This is a genomic window from Paenibacillus sp. 2KB_22 (genome assembly GCF_052115745.1).
Taxonomy (GTDB): Bacteria; Bacillota; Bacilli; order Paenibacillales; family Paenibacillaceae; genus Paenibacillus.
The window spans coordinates 2039700-2062492 of record NZ_JBFRHG010000001.1; the positions used below are offsets into that span (position 1 = coordinate 2039700).

The following is a 22793-nucleotide window of genomic DNA, read 5'->3' on the forward strand; positions in this document are numbered from 1 at the left end:
AATTCTTAATTATTATTCTTCTGAGTAATTACTTGGTGGAGCAGTAGTTACAGGGAATCGGGTAACAAAATCCGTTCTGCCATTTTCACTGTAGGCAGCGATACTTCCTCGATGTAATTCAATCATCGATTTGGCAATCGCCAGGCCGAGACCCGTGCCTCCCGTTTCCCGGGAACGGGATTTATCCACACGATAGAATCGATCAAATAGATGTGGCAGATCTTGTGCCGGAATCGGTTCACCATAATTACTGATGCGGACTACAGCCTCTTGACCTTCAAGAGCCAGCCCAATCTCCATTCGTTTACCTTGCGAACCATACCGAATGGCATTGCTGAACAGATTCTCATACGCTCTTACAAGCTCCCCCGGAGCAGCTTGTATCCATAGTGGCTCTTGCCCGCCGATGATCTTATAGGTCATGCCAGCATCCTCCAGCATGGGAGCAAACTCTTCAGCCAGCTGCATCAGAAACGAATTCAGGTTCAACGCTTGCAAAGACAACGGAAGACTCCCGCCACTCACACGCGTATATTCGAATAAATCATCGATCAGCTTACGAAGAGTCAGGGATTTCTCATAGGCGATGCTAACGTAATAGCGCATCTCAATCTCATCCTGGTAGCGATCCTTCTCAATGTACTCCAGAAATCCCAGAATAGAAGTGAGTGGTGTTCTCAGATCATGTGATATCCCCGTAATCAGATCGTTTTTGGCAGCGACTGCATTACGCTCTTCCTGAAGCGACACCTGCAACTGTTCAGCCATCTGATTAATGCTTGCAGCAACCACTCCGAATTCATCCGAAGTCTTCACTTCGATGCGATGGGAAAGCTCTCCTTTGGCAACTTCCTGAATTCCTGCCGTTATTTCGTCCAGAACCCGCATCACCTTGCGAGAGAACAGGAAAAAAAACAGCACAAAACAGAGCACGCCTACCACAATCATCAAAGGCACCGAACCGATATTATTCACCAACCACCTGATCCCTTGGGCAGGAATGGAATAATCCGGATATGTCTGTGCTTCCAAGATGGTCTGCCCCACCTGACTGCCTCCGTACAACATAACTGCAGTTAATATGCCGCTCAGCAAAAATGCATAGATAAATTTCCATCGGACTGTATTAATCAACTTTGAATTCATAGTAGGAACTCCCTGAATGTGTTCATGTCAAATGACATCCTGTGGATGTACATGTTTATTGCGGTTTGATCATCTTATAACCAACACCCCATATGGTCTGAATGAACTTGGGATGTTTGCTGTCAAGTTCAATTTTCTCACGAATCTTGCGAATATGCACCATGACGGTATTGTTCGACTCCATGAATTCTTCTTTCCAGACTTGACGATAGATCTGTTCCATACTAAGTACTGAACCTTGGTGACGAGCCAGTAGTTCAAGAACAGCAAATTCACGCGGAGTCAGACGAACCGGCTGCTCATCCACCCAGACTTCATGTGTATCGGTATTAATGACCAGATCATCAATAACCCACTCGTGCTCTTTGTTCTCACGACCTTCATTAAAGGTATGATACCTGCGCAGCTGAGATTTCGCCCGTGCGACAAGTTCAAGCGGGTTAAACGGCTTGGTCACATAATCATCAGCACCGATGCTTAACCCTGTGATTTTATCCATATCCATGCTTTTGGCGGACAGCATAATAATCGGCATTTTCTGCTCTTCCCGAATTTTCATACAAGCTTCAATTCCGTCCATATTCGGCATCATGACATCCAGAATAATGAGATCAATCGACTCTTTTTTCAATTGTTCCAGCGCTTCAAGCCCATCATTCGCAGTAAGAATCCGATAACCCTCGTTGCCAAAATAAATTTCCATCAGTTTAATAATCTCCTGCTCATCATCGACAAGCAGAATGGTTGCTGGCTGTGCCACGGCATTATTCCTTTCCCTTCCATAATTCATGATCTGTTCAAAGTATACCACCGAGGGATGAAACTGCGAAAATCATCATGATCTTCACGGACACGCTCGATCTTGGTCGTCATCTCATGTATCTCTTCCAGCTTCACCTGCTGAATCCACACCACGCCAAAATCCTCTGTTATTTCACTTATATCGTGTAGTATCGTCGGTCTATTCCCACGTTAACCCATAATGTTCTCTATAACATGCTTATATGTATTCTATCCGTTTCTATCATTACCTTATGTCTCGTAGAGAATAATACCTTTCTATTTAAAAAGCACTGATTCAGGTTCTTTGCCCGTCAGGGTCAGCATTGTATACAATTGTCCTCTGTGATGATACACATGTCCCATAATCTCAAGCAACCACTCCAGCCGACTATAGGAGGCTCCCCAGTATGAATCCGTCACATGCAGTAACTCTTCCGTGTTAAACTGCCTGTATCGTTGGTATAGATACATCTGGTTATCAATCAAAGCCTGCTTGATCTCACGGAGCGAATGTACCTGATTCTCTGCATAGAATTGAGCCATCTCTTCCTCCGATGCACCTTCGGAAATATAAACATCCGCTCGGCAGATCACAGACAGATGGGCTAGAAGTTCTCCAACAGGCCGTTTACCTTCAATCGGAGTCAAAGCCAAATCTTCTTCCGACAACTGATCACATATATCAATCAACGATGTTACGGCCACGTCAATATGTTTGAACGCAGATTGAATCAACAGATACACTTCCTTTTTATTCTATTATACAGAACATATGTTCTATTATCAACCAAGATATCCCTCCCTAATATAAACCCCAAATCTATATAAATTGAACAAAACATATACACAAAACGGAGAGGACAGAAAGGACCTGAAGAAGCGGAGCGTTCGCCTACAAGCTTTCTGTAAGAAAGCTACATCGGAAGCATACGCTACCCCGGATTTCCCCTTTATAAAAGGAATTAATAAAATCTGGGGATAACAGCGATCAGAAGGTTGTTCTGTCATCGGAGTGTGCAGTGTAAATATTCTTTAGTTCAATTTATATAACAAACTACGAACAAAAAAGTCCTTCCTCCTTCTTATAGACGGGATTCGGGACATTTTGTTGCTTATATGAGTTCAAATCTTTACTCAACTTGAGTATAACGAACAATACGTATGTTCGAACCGTCCAGCCTCCAAGTCAGACTTGCGAATGAAAAATTGCAGTTCCCCGCAATCCCACCATTGAAAACCTATGGCATCATGTGTATCTATCTTCAACAGCAGCAGCGTATCAGATAGTTCCTGCCAAGTCCGATCCTCATCTCCGCCGTAATACTTGGTCAGCTTCTTCTCACACGCCTGCTCATTATAATTGTACTCTTCTCCCAGTGCGATCTGTAACAAGGCCCGATGCTCGGCATCCGGATGCTGCCCGTCAGGATATCCAAACATACCGCCCCAATTCAGCGTACTTGGATGATTCCAGCTCGACTCGAATTCAAGGTATCGGTCATACAGACTTACTTCCGCTTCGGTCTCATCGGTCTCAAGCAGAGCTGGCGAGAGCTCGTTCAGCGCGGCGGCATCAATATAAGCGTATGTAGGAAACTCAAGATTAGGCAGTACAGTCACTGAATGTGCAACAAAGGGTGCTCCATCCAGCGCGGTATCACCTTCAGGCTCTCGCCTTATTAGGTTATGAGAACTCGGCTCAAAAATCACACGATGTTCAATGGGACTAGCAGATTCATCCGTGCCAACGAAAAAGTATAACATTCCGCGTTCAGGCAAAGTCCCGCGCCCATCATTCGGCGCATACGGCGACAGATCCACCAGGTTCAACTGGGCCAGGAAAGTCATCGGAACTCCTTCTTGTGTTACGGGCCACTCCATGCCACTTGGCAAATCCGGATGTCCACCTACACGTGAGTTTCCTGTCCTGCGATATTCGTCCAGTGTGGATACATCGAGGCGAATTCCCCAGCGGCTTGAGGACAACAGCAGATCGGCAGCAACTCCCAAACCATATTCCTCAAGTGTTTTACGGGCTTTTCTGGTCAGACGTTCACATTGTTCTGGCTTAATCATATAGATCCTCCCCTTTTGACAATACACCTATGCTGAGACATATTCAGGTTCACACCTGTATATTCTTCCGCCCAGTCGTCTTTCCCTGCTTCTATATAAATTGAACTTAAGAATATTTTACACTTACCACTCCGATGACAGAACAACCTTCCGATCGCTGTTATCCCCAGAATTTTTTAGATTCACCTTTGCAATGGTAAAAATCCGGGGATAGCGTATGCTTCCGATGTAGCTTTCTTGCAGAAAGCTTGTAGGCGAACCGTATGCTTCCGAAGCAGCTTTCTTGCAGAAAGCTTTTAGCTTCGCTTCTTAAGCTCCTTTCTGTCCCCTACGTTCTCGTGTAAATATGCTAGTTTAATTTATATAGAAAAAAAGAGACTGACATTCCTTGTCAGTCTACTTCCTTATCCTATATTCCATTTAACGATTTGGATCAGAGGAATTTTCCTGGTAAGCACGCATATGCTCCTCACCGTCCAGGAATTCATGGGCCTGATGGGCTGCCATCACACCATGATAGCTGATATCCAGACCCAGATCTTCCTCTTCCTCTGTCGATCGTACAGGCACAATTTTGCCAATCAACTTTAACCCGATCCAGGTCATGGCGAACCCCCAGATAACCAGTGCTGTAAGGCCAAGCGCCTGAACACCCAGCAACCTCCAGCCGCCGCCCATGAATAAACCACCATCCGTGGCAAACAGACCTACAGCAATCGTGCCCCACATTCCTGATGCGGCATGCACCGGGAAAGCACCAACTGGATCATCAATCTGCCGACGGTCCAGCCAGTTGGTGGCTACCATCATCAATAAGCCGGATACTGCTCCAATGAATATCGCTGCTACATCGCCAACAAAAGCGCAACCTGCTGTAATTCCGACCAGTCCCGCAAGCGAACCGTTAATGACCGAAGGTGCATCTGAACGATTGAAGCGGAATAACGTGTACAGCAACGTAACTGCACCACCGGAGGCCGCGGATAACATCGTAACAATCGCAATGTGACCAATTCTTACATCCGTGGCGCTGAGTGTACTACCAGCATTGAAGCCAAACCAGCCGAACCATAACAGAAATGCACCCACAGATGCCAGTGGCAGATTGCTCGGAAGTGCAATAGCACTTACGCCAAGTGGCGTGTATTTCCCTTTACGTGGACCAATAATAATTGCAGCAGCCAGTGCCGAGAATCCACCTAGCGCATGGATCACAGCCGAACCGGCAAAGTCCTGCATCCCCAGCTGACTAAGCCAACCGCCGCCCCATGCCCAGTGTCCACCAATTGGATAGATGATCGCCGTCATCAATATGATATACAGAAGATAGGCTCGGAAGTTGATCCGCTCGGCTACCGCTCCTGAAACGATGGAAATAACGGCAATGGTAAAGGCAGCCTGGAATAACCAGAATGTCTCCAGCGATACTGGTACGTCCAGATGAGACAAATCCCCATTCAGGAAAAATCCCGTCACTCCCGCAAAACCGCCAACGTCCGAACCGTACATCAGTCCAAAACCGATGGCATAAAACAGCAACGTTCCAATCGTAATGTCAGCAAAAACCTTCATAATAATGTTCACACTATTTTTGTACCGCACAAAGCCAGCCTCGAGCAGGGCGAATCCACCCTCCATCAATAAAATCATCGCTGCACTTAGTACGACCCAGACCGTATCGATCCCGGTGCTTAACGTCTCCAAAGTCATGCTTGTACATCCTCCGTTTCACTAAGCTGTCTGAGCTCACGGATTGTATCGGGCGCAAGCTCAATCTCGTCCCGCTCAATGCTGTCCGGATGTTTGATTCGTTCTGCGATCTGATCCAATTCACGTATACGTCTGCGAATCTGTTCCATCTTGCGAAAACGTTCCTTCACCTGAACCATATATTCCACCGCCTGATGATGGGTTGCAGGGCGTCCCGCAAACCATTTGCGTACGGTCGACAACGATTGATAAGCGACCTCTTCCGCTCGACGCTTTTGTTCGAACTGTTCGATCTTCTGCTTGAGCGTTTGAATCTCATTTTCTTTTTTGACCTTCATCCGTTCGATAAGGTACAATAAATCGGACGATGATATTTGCAATGCTGTGTGGTGATAAACCTCGTCGATTACTAACATATCATGTCAGGACTCCTTACATATCAAGTTACTTGTACCGATTATAGTTTGCCGGGGTCTGCCCGTCAATCTTTTTTTGGACTTTGTATGAATTGAAATGAACCGTTCATAGAGAACGGCTTTTTTTTATTTGACACAGATTACATCTAACAAGGCTAATCTTGCCTGGATTCGCATTTACTCATTCCACTCCCTATGCTTATAGAATAAGCATCCACATTTGGGGTAATGAACATACACAGACTACCCTCATCACAGAAACTGTACCTATAAGGAGAGGATTACACGATGTTTACTCGTAATGACGATATACGTGACCAAATCTGGGAAGCCGTCTCGGGACTCGAAGAAGAACAATTGAACCGGAAGCCTTCACCCAAACAATGGAGTATTATGCAAGTACTACGTCATCTGAATCTGATGGAGAATGTAATTGGAAAACAAGCTCGCCTTGCACTAGAGAAGGAACAGACGGTGGCTGTAGACAAAAAACCATATGAATTATCGGTGGACCGCAGCCGCTCCGTCGAGGCACCACCTCATCTTCAACCTCCAGCTGCGCCTGAAGCACTCGCAGACGTTCGCACCGATCTGGACGAATCTCACCAAGCGTTAAATAACTTCGCATTGGATCATGATCCTGACCTGCTGCGCAGCAAGTCCTTTCCTCATCCCGTATTCGGTGAGATGGATCTTACCCAATGGATTGACTTTGCAAGTTATCATGAGGAACGTCATCTGGGACAGATTCAAGAGATTAAGCATCAACTTGGCGTATAAGTACAACCTGCACTTTCCCATAGCGAAGAATATATGTACGACAAAAAAACCTCCAATCCTATAAAATGGGTTGGAGGTTTTCTTCAGTGTTCTTATTTTCCGAATAAATTATGTTCCGAATAAGAACGACACTTATATTTTTTTGCCCAATATCGCCAGATCTCTATTCACACCATCCAGCACGGCTACTTCGGGATAATATCCCCACTGTTCAAAACCATGCTTGCGCAACAACCCCAGACTCGGTTCGTTATGCCCGAAGACAAATCCGAGAATGGTCGTAATTCCAAGTACAGGACACGCCGCAAATACCGTTTCGAGCAAACGTCCTCCAGCCCCAATTCCGCGGCATTGCTGATCCACGTATACACTGACTTCCACCGTTCCATTATACGCAGGGCGTCCATAGAACGAGCTGAGACTTGCCCAAGCCACCACATGACCTGTCTGCTTCATCACCCAAAGCGGACGATGATCCGGTGAATGGTCCTCAAACCAAGGCACACGTTGCTCCACTGTCACCGGCTCCAAATCCGCTGTTGCCATACGGCTCTCAATGGTAGAATTATAAATTTCCACAATCCTCGGCAAGTCCTCCAGGCGCGCATATTCAATCTGCACATCTTCCAGTTTCATCGCTATTCCTCCATCATTTCAGATCGTGCTCTTATCATAGAGGATATTATAATGGAAAATAGAAGCCTTCGTCATCCCTAACATTCTGACAGAGAATTACTCCATGATTACTCTGAAAGTCCCTGAATCGTGTTGCCACGAGTTAACTGCTGACTCTGGTCTGCCCAACGAATGTTAATGGAGCGAGAGGTGAACAGATCCGCACCATCAGACACTTGGAAATGCAGATGAGCTTCACTGGAGTTCCCTGAATTACCAAGCTCACCGACGAGGTCCCCCTGTTTGAGCTTATCTCCTTTTTTGACTGCAACACTGCCTTCCTTGATATGTCCTGTGAGGCTGTACTCTCCATTTCCATGGTCGATCACTACATAGTTCCCCGCCGGCTCTTCCGGATTCATGACACCCGGTACATTGTCCGGTATATCGTTCTTGATGTCGACAACAGTTCCATCTGCAGCTGCATAGAGCGGTTCACCAAAGGCATAGTAGTTTTCGTTTACTGTTGCATCCCCTTGATAACTGGATTGTTCTTTTGTCCGGACGATGTCCAGCGCATATCGCTGCGTTTCATGCTCATAATGATAGTTCGACAGGACATCATTGCCTCCCCAGAATACATACCACTCGCCCTTCATGGGGAAATGAAACTCGGTTTTGGTGAATTTGCTGTCCGTATCCTCATAAGTTTCTAACGGCTGAATTAAGAGACCCTCAATCTGATTTTCTGCGGAAAGATAAACTTGAACACCTTTCGTTCCAGTTTGATCCTTCCAGCTATGCTCGTTTAATTGATTCATTTCTACATTTACCACAGGCTCCCAAGATTCCACACCCTTCAGAAACTGGTTAGCAGCTTCCTTGAATTGTTCCAACGTTAAGGCTTCCTTCAATTCCGGAGAAAACTGACTATAGATCGCCTCCTTCGAACCGGTCATCAACGTATCGATGAAATTGTCTGGTGTAATTGTCATGCTCGCCTCCGAACTTGAGTTCTTCTCCTGATTGGAATTCTCGCTCGCTTCACTATTCGACGTCTGTTCGGCTGACTGCTGCTCCGCCTGTTCGGATGTAACCGGGTTACTGTTGCCGCAAGCAGATAATATCACGCAGGCGCCAAGGGCAATCGCAAGCACCTTCCAGTTTCTTTGCTTCATTTTCAACATCCCTTCTGCTAATTCATTATACTTTCCAGTTAAGTGTACAGAATGAGTCTTATCCTTCGTCTAACCCCAACTTACCAGTAGTTAAACTCACCATGTCTTCTTAGCCTGCATAATTAAGATTCCGTTAAGATTGCTGTACGCTATACAGCCCCATAGGATGGTATGATTATCATAAACACAATGGAAGCATCAGGAGGTCATTTTCAAACTATGGATAACGTCTCAATACTGCTTGTGGATGATGAACAAGCTATTCTGCATATGCTCAAAACCGTTCTGCTCAAAGAACAGTTTCTCGATATTGATACCGTTACAACAGGTGAAGCTGCCATTGAGGCCTGCAACAATAAAACGTACCATTGTATCGTGCTCGACATCATGCTTCCCGGCAAAAGCGGACTGGAAATCTGCCCTTTTCTACGCCAGGTCACCGATGCGCCCATCCTGTTTCTGACAGCCAAAACAACCGATTATGACAAATTAACGGGATTCGCCGTTGGTGGCGACGATTATGTAGCCAAACCCTTCAATCCTCTGGAAGTCGTTGCTCGAATTAAATCCTTACTAAAGCGTTATTTGCCATCAAAAACAGCTGCGATCTCGGATCTCATTCAATCGAACGTAAATACGTCATCTCTCAGCATGCCGGAAGGCATGTACGACTTTGGACGGTTTCAGGTATTGGAATGGGCTGGTGAACTTCGAGTTGAAGGAGAGTCCGTATCCTGTCCGGCACTTGTATTTCAACTGCTGCTCTTTTTCTGCAAGCATCCCAATCGCATTTTTACCAAGTCTGATCTATATGAGCGGGTCTGGGGCTCAGAAGCCATTAGTGATGACAATACCGTGATGGTTCATATTCACCGCATTCGGGAGCGCATTGAAGCCGATCCTTCCAATCCAGTGTATCTCGTTAACGTCCGAGGTTTGGGATACAAGCTCATTCAGCCGGAACATGTGTCACGCCCATGAGCATTCGTCGCAGGTTAATGACCCGGTTTATCGGGATGCTTGCTGGTACAGTCGTTCTTATCATCCTGCTTGGGTCTGTAGCCACCTACTGGGTGGTGCAAAAGATAAATGAAGTGAATCTGGTGGATGACTTTGCGCTTAACGGTCTGGACCAATTGATTAATACAGCAGAATTCATGCCAGACAATACCGTTAAATATGACCCCAAATTGCTAAAGCAAGTGGATAAATATCAAGGGTGGCTCCAAGTTTTGGATGAACAAGGCAACGTCATTGATGATTATCACGCACCCGCTGATGTTCCGACTCACTATAAACCGGGAGAATTGATTGCATACTGGGAAAATCAAAAACCTTTCCCTTATCAGATTGTCATACTCATCCGGGAGAAGAACAGTAAGAATTTCACTTTGTTGTATGGCGAGAGTAACCCGGCCAAATCGCTCATCAATAATATTCGTTCAGATCTCATTCTGACCAACGGGAAGTTTACTCTTCAACCGGGCCGACAGGAAGCCCTTCGTGCTGCTAATGCCTATCTTCAAGTATTGGATGCGTCAGGACGCGAACTCTCCTCCTTTAACAAACCAGCTGTGGGTGTACCAAGCGAATACACCCTTCAGGAGTTGGTCCTGCAGATTCGCTATCCAAGTCGATCAGGCAAGTCTACTGCTACATGGTACGATGAGAAGAATGAAACCACCTGGTTGATTGGCATCCCTGGCGATGCAAATGGTACGGGGAATTCGAATCCCTACCGTTTTATTCTGGAACCGGCATTGGTTATATTGATTGTGTCCATCATCATTCTGCTTATCTTGCTTGCCTTCTGGTATGCCAACCGATTCGGCTCGCCCATGCTGCATATGCTCCAATGGTTACAACGTCTGGAGCGAGGACATTACGAGGAACCTACCGGAGCCTTCGGAGTGCCTCGCAGTCAGCGCCGTAACGGTAAGTGGAAACGAAAATACAACGTGTATGCTGAAGTGCTTCGCTCCATGCAGGCCCTGTCTCACACATTGAAGAAAGATGAAGAACTCCGCAAACAGACCGAGTCCTTACGGGAGGAATGGATTGCTGGCATAACACATGATCTGAAGACACCCCTCTCCTCCATTCAGGGATACGCTCATATGCTTGAGGCGGATAAGTATAGCTGGACCGCGGAGGAAGTCAGGGAATTCGCAGGCATCATGCTCGATAAATCCATGTATATGGACAGGCTTGTCAACGACCTTGCCATGACTTATCGATTACGCAGTGGTGGATATCAACCTGCGGTGGAAGAAACTGACGTAAATACGTTACTTCGTGATCTGATCCAGCGCGCTGAACGAAACCCGGCATATGGGAAAGGTCGCATCCTATTCCAACCTTCTGAAGTACCTGTGTATGGACACGTCCATATTCCATCTTTTGAACGAATTGTGGATAATCTGACCGCCAATGCCCTTCTTCATAACCCGCCTGAGTCCATCTTGGTTGTCAGTGTGCATTCCGGTAAACACGCAGATGCATTCAGCATTCAGTTTGCCGATAATGGACGAGGTATGGACGCCGAGACGGTATGGAAGTTATTTGAACGATACTATCGCGGTACAGATACAGGTACATCGGACGTTGGATCAGGGCTAGGTATGGCGGTAACCAAAGGGTTGATTGAAGCGATGAAAGGGCATATCGAGGTACAGTCCACCCCGGGTGAAGGAACGATCATTCGCTTAATATGGGATGGGCCGTCCGAAGAGAATTAAAATGTTCCGCTTGACCTTTCCATTTTCAGTCTATATAATCGACACTCAATAACACCTGTTCCCATATATTAATATTGAATACAACACATTTCAGGATCATCTGATGAGTTGATCTAACATATTTGGCGATGACCAGAGACATGATTTCGTTTGCGTGCTGCCCAGAGAGAGAGGGGATTGGTGAAACCTTCTTCAGCGAACGGACCGGAATTACCCCTCTGCAGCCGTGACCTCGAACCTCAGCATTACGGACCTCCTTCGGATGTTCGGCTTGTTGCCAGTAGAGTTCACCGCCTGATCCCCGATAACGGATTCCAATGAGGGTTATGATGTTTCCTGTTCACGGCGGCTGGCCGAGAGCAGAGTGCACCATAACCAAATTAGGGTGGAACCACGAGCCAAGCGCACTCGTCCCTTTTCCGGGACGGGTGTTTTTTGCGCTTTCATTTGATGAAATGGAGAGTGGTTCACATGAGCAAACAGGAAAACAGTAACTCAGCTAGCAACATATCAGGTAACGAAGTAAACAACCAAGCCGTTGATCTTCAACCATCCAGTCGTTCCATTGAGGTCCGTCTGCAAGGTGGAGCCGTACGTTCTTACGAAGCAGGCATCACTGTCGGAGCAGTCGCCTCATCCATCAGCACAAGTCTAGGGAAACAGGCTATCGGCGGTATTGCAGATGGTCAGAATATCGATATCGATGGGGTGCTTGAGCAAGATTGCGAACTCGTCATCGTTACTTTGGACAGTGCGGAAGGTCTGTATCGTTACCGTCACAGCGCAGCACATGTGCTCGCACAGGCGCTCAAACGCATCTACGGTGCTGAACAAGTGAAACTGGGTATCGGCCCCGTCATTGAAGATGGATTCTATTACGATGTTGATCTGGAGCATGCCTTGTCCATCAGTGATCTGGCTGCCATCGAGCGGGAAATGAACAAAATCATTCAGGAGAATCATAAGATTAGTCGCCGGGTCGTTAACCGGCAGGAAGCCCTCCGTATCTTCGGAGAAATCCAGGACCCCTACAAGCTTGAACTCATTCAGGATTTGCCAGAGGACGCCGAACTTTCGATCTATGATCAAGGAGAGTTCTTCGATCTGTGTCGCGGTCCCCATCTTCCGTCCACTGGCCGGATCAAAGCGTTCAAGCTGCTGAATGTGGCTGGTGCGTATTGGCGGGGTAACTCGGATAATAAGATGCTGCAACGTATCTACGGCACTGCTTTCCCAAACAAAGCCCAACTGGATGAACATCTGCACATGCTCGAAGAAGCGAAAAAACGGGATCACCGCAAACTCGGTAAAGAGCTTGAACTATTCATGTTCTCCGAAGAAGCTCCAGGCATGCCCTTCTATCTGCCTAAAGGCATGACTGTTCGTACTGAACTGGAGCAATTCTCGCGTGAACTGCAATTACAGGAAGGTTATCAGGAAGTACGGACGCCGCTCATGATGAACAACCGGCTGTGGGAGCAATCCGGCCATTGGGAGCATTACAAGGACAATATGTATTTTTCGGAAGTAGACGATTCCACTTTTGCTCTGAAACCGATGAACTGTCCCGGGCACATGCTGATCTTCAAAAATACACTCCATTCCTACCGCGAATTGCCGATTCGCATGATGGAATTCGGTCAGGTTCACCGCCATGAATTCTCAGGTGCCCTAAACGGCATGATGCGTGTGCGGACATTCTGCCAGGATGATGCCCATCTCTATGTCATGCCAGAGCAGATCGAGGACGAGATTAATCAGGCGATCTCACTGATTGGACGTATGTACGATATCTTTGGATTCGAATATAAGATTGAGTTGTCCACTCGACCGGAAGATTCCATGGGATCGGAAGAGCTGTGGGATCAGGCGGAACGTGCATTGCAAAATGTACTGGATCGCCGAGGTGTGGAGTATCGCATTAACGAAGGAGACGGTGCCTTCTATGGACCGAAAATTGACTTTCATATCCTCGATGCGTTGAAGCGCAGCTGGCAATGTGGAACAATCCAGCTTGATTTTCAAATGCCGGAGAAGTTCGACCTCACTTACATTGGCGAGGATAGCCTGAAGCACCGTCCGGTCGTGATCCATCGTGCCATCTACGGTTCCATCGATCGTTTCATCGGTATCTTGACTGAACACTACGCAGGAGCGTTCCCACTCTGGCTTGCACCTGTGCAAGTGAAGCTGCTGCCTGTATCGGATCATTACGCAGATTATGCGCTCCAAGTACAGAGCCAGCTCCGGGCTGCGGGCATTCGGGTCGAAACAGATCTACGAAGTGAGAAACTTGGATACAAAATCCGTGAAGCCCAGATGGAAAAAGTGCCTTATTCACTCGTGCTTGGTGAGAATGAGAAAAATGCCTCATCCGCCTCTGTCCGTGTATACGGTCAGGGAGATCAAGGCATCCAACGTATTGAAGCTTTTATTGAACTGGTTCAACAAGCTGTGAAGGCAAAAGTATAAAAAAAGTAGCGGCTCTACTCTATGGTCAATCATCCACTTGTGTTGAATTACAACTTCTCGTCAGGTTTTAGCCCAACTTGTTCTTCGCTCCACGCCCAGAAACGCTCAGCTGAAGCATCATCAACGGCATGCGCCTTCAGCTGCTGCTCTTTCTGTTGATAGAAGTAACGCCCGGTGATACCTGCAACATCAGGGCTTGTAGCCAAATAAACAGCCGTTCGCGCCCCTTCTTCAGGGGACAGAAAAAATGGAAGCTTGCCTACAAACGCCATAATGCGTGTGCCAAATCCGGTATTGCGATCTACGCCAATACTCGTGCCCACCGCACCAGGGTGTAGACAGTTCACTATAACCGATGTACCTGACAGTTTACGGGCCAGCGCTCGGGTGAACAACACGTTAGCCAATTTGGATTGGGCATAGCTTTTGATCGGATTATAACCTTTGTGCAGATGTGGATCTTCGAAGTGGATTTTGCCGGCCTTGTATGCACCTGACGACACGTTCACAACCCGGCCCTGCGTTGCAGCTTTCAGAGGTTCGATCAAAAGTAAAGTCAGCAGGAAATGTCCCAGATGGTTAATCCCGATACTTTGTTCGAACCCATCTGAGGTTTCCTTCCGCTTGACCATCACCACCCCCGCATTATTAACCAGAACGTCAAGGCGATCATGACGCTCGCGGAATGTGCGGGCAAACTGGCGTATACTTTCGAGTGAACCCAGGTCACACAGCATCAATTCAATCGCAGAAGAGCCGGACTGACGCAAAGCTTCCTGAAGAGCCTCCTGTCCGCGCTTCTCACTGCGGCATGCCATGATTACGCGATATCCTTGTCTTGCAAGTTCAATGGTGGTCGCCAACCCCATACCTGAGTTAGCTCCAGTTACAATTGCTGTCTGATTGGACATGAGGTACTTCCCTTCTGAACCTGAGGTTCTGAAATTAGAGGCGCGACGACGGACAATATGAGATAATGATAGGATCACATCTCGGTTTCCATGGGAGGACAAGTATGCTGACCAAAGAAGATTTTAAAAAAGTTAAAAAACAAGCCAAACTTGAAATCGCACTACTCGAACAGGAATATCAGGAAATCTTGCAGAACGTTGATTCTACGCTGTATGAAAAATACGGTATTTTGGACAAAGAAGAAACACGTGAGCTCACCCGAAAACGCAAAAACCGAAGATATGCTTCACTGGTCATCGAACTATGCGCCATCATAGAACAGATGTTACATCAACTGTACAGACACGTATATCAGAAAAAGTTTAATTCGACCCAGCTGATGAAAACTCCTGCCTACCGTTCACGCTCCAACATGGAGATGATTCAAGCCGAACTGAGTAAAGAGTTCATTGCTCTGGAATCCGAAAAAGAACACTTCGCTGAAGCCCTCGGTCTGGTATTTCAGACAAGAAACAAACTTGTTCATGATAACTTCTCGTTTGTCTCCATCGTTAAGGATGGCAGTAATGAAGAAGAAACGTTCGAATCACTGCTCCATACGGTAAAAAAATATAGAAAACACTTAAAATATAATCGCCCTGAATAACAACAATTATCGCTAAAAAAGAAAAGGAGGTGTACCGGACTACGGTCCGGATAACCATGAGCCATTCAACAACTTCGATTACTGTGCTAAATCTTCAGATTCCCACACCTTCCGGGAACAGCCCCATATTCCCCGTCATGCTTCGTGATGAAGATGGCGTTACCTTGGTGGATACGGGCATGATTGGCCAATTTGCTGAACTTCAATCCGCATTAGAACACGAGGGCGTACAACTCTCGGACGTCAAACGTGTGATTATTACACATCAGGACATCGATCATATCGGTAATCTGGGCGCTCTTCTGGATGCCATCCCCGATCTGGAAATCTGGGCGCATGCCGATGAGATTCCATATCTAACCGGTGAGAAACCTTTGATCAAGTTCACGCCTGAACGTCGTGCTCTGCTGCCTGCGCCCGTTCTGGCACTGGCAGACCAACTGCTCTTGCAGCTGCCCGAAGTGAACATCAGCAGAACGCTCGCAGACGGAGACCTGTTACCCCTGCAAGGAGGCACACAAGTCATTCATACACCTGGACATACCCCAGGTCATATCTGCTTGTATTTCGGTGAGCAGCAGTTCCTGCTTGCCGCCGATGAACTTCGTGTGGTTGATGATGAACTGGTCGGCCCTGCGCCACCTGCGACACCGGACATGCCTGAAGCGCTGCGAAGCCTGAAGAAACTGACAGACCTTAAACTCGATAAGGTTCTCTGTTATCACGGTGGAGAGTATACGAATGATCCGGCTCAGCGCATTGCCACACTTGCGGAGAGCGCAGAATAAGTAAAGAAAGTGGACTTGTGAGTATTTTTGGAACGATAACGCATTCTCATAATGTTTGATAATTTAGTGTGGCAACCCTATGTTGTGCCACATTCAGGATTAGGTTGACACATCCATTACAATCAAGGAGCTGTCCCATAAGTCATGAATTTGACGGGACAGCTCCTTTGATTAATTAAGCATGTGTATCTACTACCGTACTGGTGTTGACCGTATGGCAGATCCTATTGCGCACGATATGCACGCAGTATCTTATGTTACACCACGGCATGTGCACAGTATCTTTCCCCTGCCCGTTTGGCAAAACAATTCACCGAAAAATCCGTAACGTAAGTGTCTGATTTTTTTGACAGAGTTCCGCCTGTAATGAATTGGGCACACTCCAAACGCTGTAGCTGTTCTGTAACGAATCTCAGACACTCTATACGCAGAATTTTGAGCATTAAGATTTTCTAACGAACTCCAGACACCTTATTTACTCACTTCGTTGATTTTCCCGCAGGTTTCGAGTGAATTTTGGCGATATAACATGGCTGAGGTTCGTTCCATTCTACAAACGCCATTAAACCTCTATTTAAGGTGCGTCAGGTTCGTTAGAATAAATCAACTCTCCGGAGTAAGTACAATCAGCTTGTCATCCCCATCACGTGGCGATCCTCGTCCATCCCGATTGTTCGTAAGCACGTATAACTTTCCGTCCTCGCCAGCACTCACATTGCGAATCCGGCCCCATTCATCTTCGAAGATGGGTTCCACCTTCTCTACCTGTGTGCCATCTTCCGAAAGAGTGATCTTCAGCAACTGTTCTCCACGCAAATTCGCTGCAATCAGCGAGCCGGCCCAAGGTCCTTCCTCAACAAAAGCTACACCGGACGGCGCCCATGTATCGTTCCCACTATGTGCGAGCGGAGCCTGGTATGCGCCATTGTCATCGTCGTCTCCCTCCACCTCAGGCCAGCCATAATTCTCACCAGCTACAATCCGGTTAATCTCATCATGATTACGCTGACCATGCTCAGTAGCATAGAGATAACCGTTGTCCGGGTTCCAGGCCAGTCCCTGTGCGTTGCGGTGTCCCATACTGTATACAGGTGAATTCGACCATGGGTTGTCAGCAGGGATCGATCCATCGAGACCAATCCGTAATATTTTACCCCCAAGGCTATCTTTGTTCTGTGACAGTTCCGGTTCATACCGCTCACCTGTCGTGATATAGAGCAACTTGTCCGGGCCAATTTTGATCCGCCCACCATTATGATTCGTTCCGCCCGGAATGTTACCGAGCAGTTCTTTGTCTATAACCGCTTTCCCGTCATTCACCTTCAAACGTAGCACTCGATTGGCAATGTCGTCGCCTTCCAGATAGGAGTGGTACGCATACAAGTAACCGTTCTCCTCAAAGTCCGGATCAGCTGCAAGACCCAACAGACCTCCTTCCCCTTCTTCATTAAATGGGGCTGAGAATTCAATCAGTGGTTCAGGGGCTAGTTTTCCATCCTCAATAATCCGAATTGCACCAGGGCGTTCCGTTACAAACATCCGACCATCAGGCACACTTACAATCTCCCATGGTGCATTCAGTCCTTCAACCAGAACGGAAGCCTGATACGGAATAACCGCCTCTCCCTGCGCTCCACTCTCAGTTCCACTCGCACCGGTATTGCCTCCGTTGGCTGTCTGTCCCTGACCTGTTCCCTGCCCCTGAGACGTCTGCTCTACTCCTCCCGTTGAGGGTTCGCCTGAAGAGCATGACGCGGTCAACAGTGCCACACTTAATAATGAAGCATACAGTGGAACGTTTACTCGATTATTCATGATTACATCTCCCTTCGCATATCGTTCTTTTGTATAAAATAAATAAGCCATGTTTCAACGTATTGTTAATGTATTGCTCTCTATTGTTGTGACGCTATTATTCATGTGTAAAGCGGTTTCGCCCTGTATTACCCTTCATACTAGCCGCTTAAACCGAGAATTCAAGGGATTCAACCGATCTGAAATCACTCCAGTTTGGAATTCCTTCATAATCTTCTATAATAGAAGGATAGTATTGAATGGAAAGGTGGACAACTACACTTATGAATCAAAATCCTTTATCTCGTCTTGAAGCCGATCTGTCCGGGCAAGGATTGGACGCCATGTTGATCACAGATCCAAAACATATCTACTATTTAACTGGATTTGCGAGCAATCCGCATGAACGCTTCCTTGGCTTGGTTATCGCACGTGGCGAAGAACCCCTGCTGATTGTACCCGCTCTGGACGCTGAAGCTGCCGCAGCCGCTTCCTCGGTAGCCAACATTGCGACTCACACAGATACGGATAATCCGTATGCTTTGTTTGATCGTTATCAGGGGCGCTTGGGCCGGGTAGGTCTCGAAAAAGAATACGTGACGGTCGCACGTTATGAGCAGCTGACCGCAGCGCTGGGCGCTGCCAGCTTCCAAGATGTCGGCCCCCTGCTTCGCACATTACGTGTAAAAAAAACACCCGATGAAGTAGCTCGCATTCGCCATGCCATTCACCTGATCGAAGAAACATTGCGTCAAGGCCTCTCTCATGTTCGCACAGGCGTAACCGAGATTGAACTTGTCGCCGAGATGGAGTATCAGATGAAAAAGCTGGGTGCTGACGGCCCTTCCTTTGATACCATGGTGCTCACTGGACCTAAAACAGGTCTGCCACACGGGACACCGGGTGAACGGAAACTGCAACATGGAGACCTGTTGATGTTTGACATGGGTGTATATGCTGGCGGATATGCCTCGGATATCACACGTACATTCGCCTTTGGTGACATCTCACCTGAACTCAAAACCATCTATAACACGGTGCTCGCAGCGAACGAAGCTGCTATCCAAATCGTAAAACCAGGCATCACCTGCGCTGAAGTGGATCGTGCAGCACGTCAGGTCACGGAAGAAGCCGGGTACGGAGAGCGCTTTATGCATAGAGTAGGCCATGGACTGGGGATTGACGTACATGAGTATCCTTCTCTCCATGGAGAGAATATGGACATTCTGAATGAAGGTACCGTGTTCACAATTGAACCGGGCATATATACCGCAGCAGGCGGCGTTCGTATCGAAGATGATGTGATTGTGACCGAGACAGGTGTCGAAGTTCTGACAACATATCCAAAAGAACTGCGAATCCTTACCGACTAGTCCAATTGTGATCTAAGTCCAAAACACCATATATATCAATGCTCAGCCGATATTATCTATCATGAACTAAACTGCACGGAACTGCGCTGAACTGTAACTTCAAAATAATATACTCTTTTCGCGTACTCCTTAGGCCTGTATACAGAAAAAGTAGCAAGTATACACGCAAACGCAAAAATCCCGCAAATCCATGGTATCATGGGTTGCGGGATTTTATTTATACGAAACATATTCTTAAATTACTTCGTCTGCATCCTACGTGTCTTATTCCTGCTTACTCATTAACCATTAGTCAAACTCATGCGTGATATCCTGCCAGGATTCCAGCTGTGGCAGCTGTTGCTTCCCCCAATAATCCAGAAACCATTGAATAATCGCAGTCGGATCTGTTGTGCTGTAGCTGTAATGCCGGAAACCGTCCTCGCCTTCCTGCAAACGAATCTCCGCCACCATTTGCCCTGGTTCCTCAAGCGCAGCAGCCTGCATATACATACTTCCCTCCACCAGCTCCGAAGGTGCAAGTACTACGTAGTCCTGCAATTCCAGATTGGTGATCAACTCCACCAATAACGAGGCATTAATGCTATCATTCTCGTAGGTTGTGCCATTGCTTTCCAGTGTATAACGCAGTGTAGAGTACATGTGCGATTCCCCCCTTTATATGTAATCATCGTTGGCTAATGATACACGCTCATAACGACAGGTCGTTTATATTATAACTTTTTCATAATAATGTAAAAAGGGTTTTTCTTGTTTCGGGGACATGTGTTTTCTATAAAAAAATCCCCTTGCAGAGTCCGAATTACAATGGACTGCGCAAAGGGTGATTTTAAGTGATCCGCTTTGAATATTGTCTAAGCTTCATCTTTAAACTTAAAGCTACGTGCAGCATACAGGAACGGTGTTCCAACCGCAGTTAATACGAATTTGATAATATACGTCGTCAGGAAGATTTCCAGCCATACATCCCAAGGATAGATGAAGACAAAGGCAACCGTGCAGAACACCAATGTATCCACGAATGAACTTATGATTGAACTACCGTTGGTACGTATCCACAACTGATTGCGTCCTGGTGCTACCTTGCGTAACCAGGAGTATAATCGTACATCCAAGAACTGACTGATGAAATATGCAGACAAACTGCCGAGCGCCAATCGTGGCAGCAGACCAAACAATTTTTCCATGGATTCCTGTGCAAAGTCCGTCGGTGCCGGGTCAAAGTACAACACCATCTGCATCAGCACCGTCGTCATGATCAACGTAAAGAATCCGAACCATACGGCTTTGCGCGCCTCACCTGGTCCATACTTCTCATTCAGTAGATCACTGGTCAGATACATGCTGACATACATCGTGTTGCCAAGCGTCAGTACAATTCCCATGATATCTATCGTTTTGGTCACCTGAATGTTGGCTATAACCGTAGCCACACCAATCCAGGCATAGAGACCTTTTTTACCGAACAAGCGGTAACACAGCAGGAAAAATCCATAAGTTACGAGAACAAAAACTGCTCCCCACCCTAAGTTAAACATAAATACATACACTGCCTTCCTAGTTTTGATTACGCGGGATGGTTACGAACCGCGGTTTGGCTCAGGGCCAAAACATGAATACTCTATCACATTTCTCGTCCCATGAACAGAACTAAATAACTGCAAGTGTGCCTGAGTACTACGATTCCTCCTATATTCCTCCCGTGTTCCTCTCGACCATACTACGCTTTTCCTGCCTCCCTCTCTCTTACTACGAGTATCAAAAAGTAGATGGCTTCACACAACATGCACAGGTATGATGATGCGATTGCTACAAAAAAAACCGCCCTCCGGATTCCTCCGAAGGACGGCTTTTCTCACTTGGCTTGCAGACGGCTCTAGCTATCTTAATATGAGCCTCTATCTAATCCATTCTGTATTAAGCCTGAACAGCTGAATCCAGCTCACGACTCTGATCATTGAATGTGTCATGATCATTTTCTTTCAAAATTTTGCTGGTTACAAGTCCAGAAGTCATGGACCCGTTCACGTTAAGCGCTGTACGACCCATGTCGATCAGCGGCTCCACGGAAATGAGTAGTCCAACCAGAGCCACAGGCAGATTCATGGTGGACAATACAATTAGGGAAGCGAAGGTTGCCCCGCCGCCAACGCCAGCCACACCAAACGAACTGATCATGACTACGAGGATCAGAGTCACAATGAAGTCCCAGCTCAGCGGGTCGATGCCGACCGTCGGAGCAATCATCACCGCCAGCATGGCCGGATAGATCCCGGCGCAGCCGTTTTGCCCAATAGTAGCACCAAAGCTTGCAGACAAGTTGGCAATACCGTCGGATACGCCCAGTTTCTTCGTCTGTGTCTCCACATTCAGCGGGATCGACGCTGCACTTGAACGGGATGTAAAGGCAAATACCAGTGTTGGCAGAACCTTTTTCACATACGTAATCGGGTTGAACCCGGACAGTGAGATAATGATCAAGTGAATGATAAACATCACGATGAGGGCCACATAGGACGCAATGACGAATTTGATCAACTTGAGAATTTCATCCGGATTCGTTGTCGCCGTTACTTTGGTGATAAGGGCAAGAATCCCGTATGGTGTAAGCCTGAGCACCAATGTTACAATCCGCATAACCACCGCATATACGGCATTAACCATACCTCGGAATGTTTCCGCCTGTTGTGGTTTTTTGCGATCCAGTCCAAGTACGGCTACACCGATGAACGCGGAGAAGATAACCACCGCCAGTGTGGATGTACGACGTTCTCCTGTCATATCTGCAAATGGATTCGAAGGAATGAATTCCAGCACTTGCTGCGGGATTGTCTGATCCTTCACATCGACAAGCCGTTCCTCCACCTTCTGAATCTGCGCATTCTCCCGGTCTCCTCCTTGGATCTCAATGGAAGTCAGGTTAAAGCCAAGGCTCGTTACAATGCTGACCCCTGCGGCAATCGCTGTAGTGATCAACAGAATGGCAATAATGGAAACACTCATCTTGCCGAGATTTTGCTTCCCCTTCAAATTCATGATGGCTGAGATGATTGATACCATGATCAATGGAATCACGACCATTTGCAACAAACGAACATATCCTGAACCGACCAGATTGAACCAATCGACTGATTTTGTAACTACATCAGAACCTGATGTGTACACCAATTGAAGAATAACCCCGTACACAATCCCCAGTCCCAGACCCGCAAATACGCGTTTCGTAAAGGAGATATGCTTTTTCTGCATCCAGTAGAGGATGCCAAGTAAAGCAAGCATAACCACTACATTCAATATGACTAGAAACGTATCCATTTCTTTAAATCCTCCTCAGGCATGTGTGTAACCGGAACATATCCGATTCTC

At 46.9% G+C, this 22793-nt stretch carries 20 protein-coding genes; 7 read left to right on the plus strand and 13 right to left on the minus strand.

Going from position 1 to position 22793, the window contains the following annotated elements:
* Nucleotides 1-12: 12 nt before the first annotated feature.
* The 6 genes from AB4111_RS09020 to AB4111_RS09045 form a co-directional block, all read right to left on the minus strand.
* Nucleotides 13-1146 (minus strand): sensor histidine kinase, encoded by a 1134-nt coding sequence (locus AB4111_RS09020; RefSeq protein WP_442031256.1) that lies wholly within the window; start codon nt 1144-1146, stop codon nt 13-15.
* A gap of 55 nt (nt 1147-1201) precedes the next feature.
* Nucleotides 1202-1936, minus strand: coding sequence for a response regulator transcription factor (locus AB4111_RS09025; protein ID WP_442031606.1), 735 nt, complete (start codon nt 1934-1936; stop codon nt 1202-1204).
* 269 nt (nt 1937-2205) lie between these two features.
* Nucleotides 2206-2664, minus strand: coding sequence for a DinB family protein (locus AB4111_RS09030; RefSeq protein ID WP_017689934.1), 459 nt, complete (start codon nt 2662-2664; stop codon nt 2206-2208).
* Between the two features lie 399 nt (nt 2665-3063).
* On the minus strand, nt 3064-4005 hold the full coding sequence (locus AB4111_RS09035) for a YwqG family protein (RefSeq protein WP_442031257.1): 942 nt from the start codon (nt 4003-4005) through the stop codon (nt 3064-3066).
* A 420-nt stretch (nt 4006-4425) separates the two neighbouring features.
* Entirely contained in the window at nt 4426-5715 is a 1290-nt protein-coding gene (locus AB4111_RS09040) for an ammonium transporter (RefSeq protein ID WP_442031258.1), read from the minus strand.
* Nucleotides 5712-6131: a hypothetical protein gene (locus AB4111_RS09045; RefSeq protein WP_442031259.1), complete on the minus strand. Its 420-nt coding sequence runs from the start codon at nt 6129-6131 to the stop codon at nt 5712-5714. The genes AB4111_RS09040 and AB4111_RS09045 overlap by 4 nt, the downstream gene beginning before the upstream one ends.
* 288 nt (nt 6132-6419) lie before the next feature.
* On the opposite strand from AB4111_RS09045, the gene AB4111_RS09050 reads away from it, so the two are divergent.
* Entirely contained in the window at nt 6420-6911 is a 492-nt protein-coding gene (locus tag AB4111_RS09050; RefSeq protein WP_442031260.1) for a DinB family protein, read from the plus strand.
* Between the two features lie 132 nt (nt 6912-7043).
* Here AB4111_RS09050 and AB4111_RS09055 read toward each other — a convergent pair whose 3' ends face one another.
* Together AB4111_RS09055 and AB4111_RS09060 are read right to left on the minus strand one after the other, a co-directional pair.
* On the minus strand, nt 7044-7547 hold the full coding sequence (locus AB4111_RS09055; protein WP_442031261.1) for a GNAT family N-acetyltransferase: 504 nt from the start codon (nt 7545-7547) through the stop codon (nt 7044-7046).
* 107 nt (nt 7548-7654) lie between these two features.
* Nucleotides 7655-8704 (minus strand): peptidoglycan DD-metalloendopeptidase family protein, encoded by a 1050-nt coding sequence (locus AB4111_RS09060; RefSeq protein ID WP_442031262.1) that lies wholly within the window; start codon nt 8702-8704, stop codon nt 7655-7657.
* A gap of 219 nt (nt 8705-8923) precedes the next feature.
* Here AB4111_RS09060 and AB4111_RS09065 point away from each other — a divergent pair, with 219 nt between their 5' ends.
* From AB4111_RS09065 to thrS, 3 genes are all read left to right on the plus strand, one after another.
* Nucleotides 8924-9685, plus strand: a complete 762-nt coding sequence (locus tag AB4111_RS09065) for a response regulator transcription factor (RefSeq protein WP_442031263.1) — start codon at nt 8924-8926, stop codon at nt 9683-9685.
* Entirely contained in the window at nt 9682-11442 is a 1761-nt protein-coding gene (locus AB4111_RS09070; RefSeq protein WP_442031264.1) for a sensor histidine kinase, read from the plus strand. Before AB4111_RS09065 ends, AB4111_RS09070 begins: the two co-directional genes overlap by 4 nt.
* Before the next feature lie 471 nt (nt 11443-11913).
* Nucleotides 11914-13914: a threonine--tRNA ligase gene (gene thrS / locus AB4111_RS09075; RefSeq protein ID WP_442031265.1), complete on the plus strand. Its 2001-nt coding sequence runs from the start codon at nt 11914-11916 to the stop codon at nt 13912-13914.
* Nucleotides 13915-13961: 47 nt separating this feature from the next.
* On the opposite strand, the gene AB4111_RS09080 is transcribed toward thrS, so the two are convergent.
* On the minus strand, nt 13962-14825 hold the full coding sequence (locus tag AB4111_RS09080) for an SDR family oxidoreductase (protein WP_442031266.1): 864 nt from the start codon (nt 14823-14825) through the stop codon (nt 13962-13964).
* A gap of 104 nt (nt 14826-14929) precedes the next feature.
* Between AB4111_RS09080 and AB4111_RS09085 the strand changes: the two genes are divergently transcribed.
* Nucleotides 14930-15472, plus strand: a complete 543-nt coding sequence (locus tag AB4111_RS09085) for a hypothetical protein (RefSeq protein ID WP_442031267.1) — start codon at nt 14930-14932, stop codon at nt 15470-15472.
* Nucleotides 15473-15528: 56 nt separating this feature from the next.
* Nucleotides 15529-16260, plus strand: coding sequence for an MBL fold metallo-hydrolase (locus tag AB4111_RS09090; protein WP_442031268.1), 732 nt, complete (start codon nt 15529-15531; stop codon nt 16258-16260).
* A gap of 603 nt (nt 16261-16863) precedes the next feature.
* Here the strand turns inward: AB4111_RS09090 and AB4111_RS09095 are convergent.
* A complete protein-coding gene (locus tag AB4111_RS09095) occupies nt 16864-18075 on the minus strand; it encodes a PQQ-dependent sugar dehydrogenase (RefSeq protein ID WP_442031269.1) in 1212 nt (403 codons plus the stop codon).
* A gap of 263 nt (nt 18076-18338) precedes the next feature.
* Here AB4111_RS09095 and AB4111_RS09100 point away from each other — a divergent pair, with 263 nt between their 5' ends.
* Complete coding sequence (locus AB4111_RS09100; RefSeq protein WP_442031270.1) at nt 18339-19427, plus strand: M24 family metallopeptidase; 1089 nt, start codon at nt 18339-18341, stop codon at nt 19425-19427.
* Between the two features lie 288 nt (nt 19428-19715).
* Here the strand turns inward: AB4111_RS09100 and AB4111_RS09105 are convergent, their stop codons facing one another.
* The 3 genes from AB4111_RS09105 to AB4111_RS09115 all read right to left on the minus strand — a co-directional run bounded on the left by AB4111_RS09105 (nt 19716) and on the right by AB4111_RS09115 (nt 22742).
* Nucleotides 19716-20069 (minus strand): hypothetical protein, encoded by a 354-nt coding sequence (locus AB4111_RS09105; protein ID WP_442031271.1) that lies wholly within the window; start codon nt 20067-20069, stop codon nt 19716-19718.
* Nucleotides 20070-20281: 212 nt separating this feature from the next.
* The gene (locus tag AB4111_RS09110; RefSeq protein ID WP_442031272.1) at nt 20282-20965 is read right to left on the minus strand and encodes a queuosine precursor transporter; all 684 of its coding nucleotides are present in this window, start codon (nt 20963-20965) and stop codon (nt 20282-20284) included.
* A gap of 379 nt (nt 20966-21344) precedes the next feature.
* The gene (locus AB4111_RS09115; protein ID WP_442031273.1) at nt 21345-22742 is read right to left on the minus strand and encodes an L-cystine transporter; all 1398 of its coding nucleotides are present in this window, start codon (nt 22740-22742) and stop codon (nt 21345-21347) included.
* Nucleotides 22743-22793: the final 51 nt, after the last annotated feature.